The following is a 4,219-nucleotide window of genomic DNA, read 5'->3' as shown; positions in this document are numbered from 1 at the left end:
GCTTGTCGCTGGCGGCGAACGTACTCACCAACGTGTCCGGCCCGGCCAGACCCGGCACCTCGCTGATTGTCGGGAAACCCAAGTCGCTGCCGACAGGACCGCCTAATGATTCGTACTTGTCGAGGATCGGCCCGTATAGCGATCTGGCCCCGGTCGCTGCGGTGAAAAACATTTTGCCGCCGGCGAAATCCTGAACGAAGCCGTCGCCGACGGCGTAGACATCGCCTTGCTTTGGTCCGAGCCGCGACTCGGCGCCGCCGGCGGCTTGCCACGCCGCGGTGATTGCGTCGTTGGCGTCGCTCTCCGGGGATGCCGCCGCAGACGGCGCCAACGCCACCACAACTCCTGCGGCCACCAGCGCGAGCAGGGCACGACTCAACATCCGACCTCGCCGCCCGGTCACCAACCCTCCCTGGCCGCCGCTATCGCTACTTGTGGATTCCATTGTTTGGCGGGCTCTGGCCCACCACGGACCTCGGCGCGGCCAGCATCGTCGCCACGCCGACACCACTTTGCTCCCGCCGGCCGCAATTGCGAAGTCACATCGCAAGAGATTACGGAAAGAGATACCCAGCCGATGTCGAAATGATGCACCGACGGCGAAGGCGCGGGCGTGGCCCCGTACAGCTTCGACGCGGATTGCGTTACCGTCCGGATTGAGTTTTGCCTCCGCGAGGATTGGGTTCTCCAGGTCATGGGACGCCCCGATCCGATTGCCGGGGACCGCACGATGCATGCCGTGGGAGGACAGGCAGCTACATGGGTGTTTCCGGGCCGGTCTGGGCCCTGACTATCGCCATCATCGTCGGTTTGGCGTTATTCGACTATTTTTTCCACGTCCGCAGGCCCCACATACCGACCGTGCGCGATGCTGCGATCTGGTCGACGGCCTATATCGAGGCAGCGATTGTGTTCGGCGGGGCCATCGTAATGCTCCGCGGCACCACAATGGGCATTGAGTATTTCGCCTGCTATCTCAGCAACGAGGCTTTATCGGTCGACAATTTGTTCGTTTTCCTGGTGATCATGGCGAGCTTCGGGGTGCCCCGCGTTGCTCAGCAAAAGGTGCTGTTGTTCGGCATTGTTTTCGCGCTGATCGCGCGCACCGGATTCATCGTTCTCGGCGCGGCGTTAGTCAGGACTTTCGACTGGGCGTTTTACCTGTTCGCGGTGCTCTTGCTGGTGACCTCGGTGTTGCTGGCCAAGCCGGAGGCCTCCGAGCACCGCAGCGCCGACACCTTCGCCATCCGCGTCGCCAAGCGGTTCTTGCGCACCTCGGACAACTACGACCGCGACCGGTTGTTCATCGTCGAAAACGGCAGGCGGGTGATGACGCCGATGCTGCTGGTGATGACGGCCCTCGGCGGCACGGATCTGCTGTTCGCGTTCGATTCGGTTCCGGCGCTATTCGGCCTTACTCGAAACGTGTACCTGATATTTGCCGCGACCTCGCTTTCGCTGTTGGGTCTACGCCAGCTGTACTTCTTGATCGACGGACTGCTATATCGGCTGGTGTACCTGTCCTACGGGCTGGCCCTGATCCTCGCCTTTATCGGCGTCAAACTGATGCTGCAAGCGCTACGCGAAAACAACGTTCCGTTTGTCAACGGTGGCAAATCGGTTCCAGTGGTGGAACTGAGCACCACGGTGTCGCTGACGGTGATCATCGCCATTCTGGTCATCACAACTGTGCTGTCGTTGCTGTCAGCTCGGGGTCGGGCGCAAAACGCCGTCGCACGCGCCCGCCGCCACGCAATTGAATACCTCGACCCGCGTTACGAATCAGATCCGGTCGAACGTCAGAAGATCTTCGACCGGCTGCTCGACGAGGAAAGCCAAATACGCGCGCTACCAAGTAAATATCGAGAACAGGTCAGCAACGACGGCGACCTGATGCAGTTGCTGCGCCAAGCTCATGAGGCACACGACGCGCACAACGCGCGCTAGACGCCGAGGCCGCGGCCGATGATCTCCTTCATGATCTCGGTGGTGCCGCCGTAAATGGTCTGCACCCGGGCATCGAGATAGGCGCGCGCAACGGGGTATTCACGCATGTAGCCGTAGCCGCCGTGCAACTGCAGGCAGCGATCGATCAGATGCACCTGCTTTTCGGTTGAGTACCACTTGGCCATCGCGGCCTGTTCAGCGGTGAGCTTGCCATCAAGGTGCAAGCGGATGAACTCGTCGACCATGACCCGCACCACGGTGGCTTCCGTAGCCAATTCGGCCAGCAGAAACCGGCTGTTCTGGAAGCTGCCGATCGGCCTGCCAAAGGCCTTGCGCTCCTTCGTGTATTGCAGAGTCTGCTGCAGCATCTCCTCCATTGCGGCGGCTGCCATGATCGCGATCGAGATTCGCTCCTGGGGCAGGTTCTGCATGAGGTAGATGAACCCCATGCCCTCTTGGCCGAGGAGATTTTCCAGCGGAACCTTAACGTCGGTGAACGACAGCTCCGCCGTGTCCTGCGCGTCCAAGCCGATCTTGTCCAGGTGACGGCCGCGCTCGAAGCCCTCCATGCCGCGCTCGACGACCAGCAGCGAAAAGCCTTGCGAGCCTTGGTCGGGATCGGTCTGTGCCACCACGATCACCAGATCGGAGTTGATTCCGTTGGTGATGAACGTCTTGGCCCCATTGAGCACGTAGTGATCACCCTGCTTGACGGCGCGGGTTTTGATGCCTTGCAAGTCGCTGCCGGTGCCGGGTTCGGTCATGGCGATCGCTGTGATCAGCTCGCCGGAGCAGAATTTCGGCAACCAGCGTTGCTTCTGTTCGTCGGTGGCCAGCCGCAGCAAATACGGTGCCACGACGTCGTTGTGTAACCCGAACCCGATTCCGCTGTAGCGTCCCTTGGTCGTCTCTTCGGTGATGATGGTGTTGTAGCGGAAGTCGGGGTTGCCGCCTCCGCCATACTCCTCGGGCACCGCCATGCCCAGGAAACCCTGCTTACCGGCCTCGAGCCAGACCCCGCGGTCGACGATCTTGGCCTTTTCCCACTCGTCGTGGTACGGCGCGACGTGGCGTTCCAAAAACGCCCGATAGGACTCACGAAACAGTTCGTGTTCCGGCTCGAACAGCGTGCGCTCGTACTTGACGGCACTATCCATCAGGGACCTCCGGCGGCTCGGACTCTGCCGCCCAAGATATACCAACCGGATGGTTGGGCGGACTCTCGGTAGCACCTAAAGTCAAGTGCATGGCCGAGGTGCTGCGCGTCCAAGAGCGCGGGCAGATTCTCGACTTCTCATTCGCCGAGATGCTGCGCTATGCCGGGCCGTATTCGCCTGCCGGCGTTGCCACCGCCTTCAAAGTCATGCAACGTGCGTTTGGGCTGCTGTCGCCGACCGAACCGCCACCGCGGCGCTCCGTCGTGGTGCGCACCGCGTTTCGAGGGCCGGGGGCGCGCGACGGGTTCGAAGCCGTCACCCGCGCGGTCACCGACGGCCGCTACACGGTGGATCTGACCTTGGCCCGTCCGGACCGCGGCCGGCTGCGGCAAAGCTTCGTGTTCGAGCTCGGGATCGGCGGCCGCGCGGCGACCCTGCTGCTGCGGGACGGCTTCGTCAGCGACGAATTCATCGATCTGGCAAGCAAAACCGGCCGCAGCCCGCAGGAGGAGACCCGTCTCGACCAGTTGAAGGCCGACCTGGCGCAACGGCTGCTGGGCGCTGCCGCCGAAGACGTCTACGAGGTTGTCGGCTGACTTCCCGCCGCTGCGAATTCCCGCAGGCTGGCGGCCAGCGCCACCGGAACCCGGGCTTTGATCCGGGTGCCGTCGCTGTTGTGCTCGGCTTGCTGCACCCGCCCGTCGGTGTGCACCCGGGCCACCAGGTCGCCGCGGTGATACGGGATCACCACATCGACGGAGGTGTCGGTCGGGGCGGCCAGCTCGCCCATCCGTCGACGCAGCATGTCGATGCCTTCCCCGGTGCGGGCCGAGACGAACACCGCGCCCGGCAGCGCGCGCCGCAGCTTGGCCAGCGCCAGATCGGTCGCGGCGTCGACCTTGTTGACCACCAGCAGCTCCGGCGCGGGATCACCGTGGTGGTCGGCGATCACCTCGGACAGCACCTCGCGCACCGCGCTGATTTGGGCGAGCGGGTTGACGTCGGCGCCGTCGACCACATGCACCAGCAGCTCCGCGTCGACGACCTCCTCCAGCGTGGAGCGAAACGCTTCGCCCAGCTGGGTGGGCAGGTGCCGCACGAAACCGCCGGTGTCG

General features: G+C 63.5%; 3 protein-coding genes and 2 pseudogenes (1 of these 5 cut by a window edge). 2 read left to right on the top strand and 3 right to left on the bottom strand.

The window, feature by feature from the left end:
• Positions 1-403: pseudogene (locus tag ACFE99_RS20500) on the bottom strand (hypothetical protein); it reaches 1,542 nt to the left of the window's first position.
• Positions 404-759: 356 nt separating this feature from the next.
• Here ACFE99_RS20500 and ACFE99_RS20495 point away from each other — a divergent pair.
• A complete protein-coding gene (locus ACFE99_RS20495; RefSeq protein WP_375488248.1) occupies positions 760-1,947 on the top strand; it encodes a TerC/Alx family metal homeostasis membrane protein in 1,188 nt (395 codons plus the stop codon).
• On the opposite strand, the gene ACFE99_RS20490 is transcribed toward ACFE99_RS20495, so the two are convergent.
• A complete protein-coding gene (locus tag ACFE99_RS20490) occupies positions 1,944-3,104 on the bottom strand; it encodes an acyl-CoA dehydrogenase family protein (RefSeq protein WP_375488247.1) in 1,161 nt (386 codons plus the stop codon). The genes ACFE99_RS20495 and ACFE99_RS20490 overlap by 4 nt on opposite strands.
• Before the next feature lie 89 nt (positions 3,105-3,193).
• On the opposite strand from ACFE99_RS20490, the gene ACFE99_RS20485 reads away from it, so the two are divergent.
• Positions 3,194-3,700 carry a hypothetical protein gene (locus ACFE99_RS20485; RefSeq protein WP_375488246.1) on the top strand — a complete coding sequence of 169 codons (507 nt, stop codon included), beginning with the start codon at positions 3,194-3,196 and terminating at the stop codon, positions 3,698-3,700.
• Here the strand turns inward: ACFE99_RS20485 and ACFE99_RS20480 are convergent.
• Positions 3,682-4,219: pseudogene (locus ACFE99_RS20480) on the bottom strand (GTPase HflX); the annotation flags it as partial. The gene ACFE99_RS20485 and the pseudogene ACFE99_RS20480 sit on opposite strands and share 19 nt — an antisense overlap.

It is taken from the genome of uncultured Mycobacterium sp. (assembly GCF_964249325.1).
Classification (GTDB): Bacteria; Actinomycetota; Actinomycetes; order Mycobacteriales; family Mycobacteriaceae; genus Mycobacterium.
The sequence above is the reverse complement of the archived record's forward strand: the minus strand, read 5'-3'. Positions and strand labels throughout refer to the sequence as shown.

Bases quoted from the DNA above. Each gene is read 5' to 3' on its own strand.
- ACFE99_RS20495 (WP_375488248.1), top strand. From the start codon at position 760: ATGGGTGTTTCCGGGCCGGTCTGGGCCCTGACTATCGCCATCATCGTC.
- ACFE99_RS20490 (WP_375488247.1), bottom strand. From the start codon at position 3,104: ATGGATAGTGCCGTCAAGTACGAGCGCACGCTGTTCGAGCCGGAACAC.
- ACFE99_RS20485 (WP_375488246.1), top strand. From the start codon at position 3,194: ATGGCCGAGGTGCTGCGCGTCCAAGAGCGCGGGCAGATTCTCGACTTC.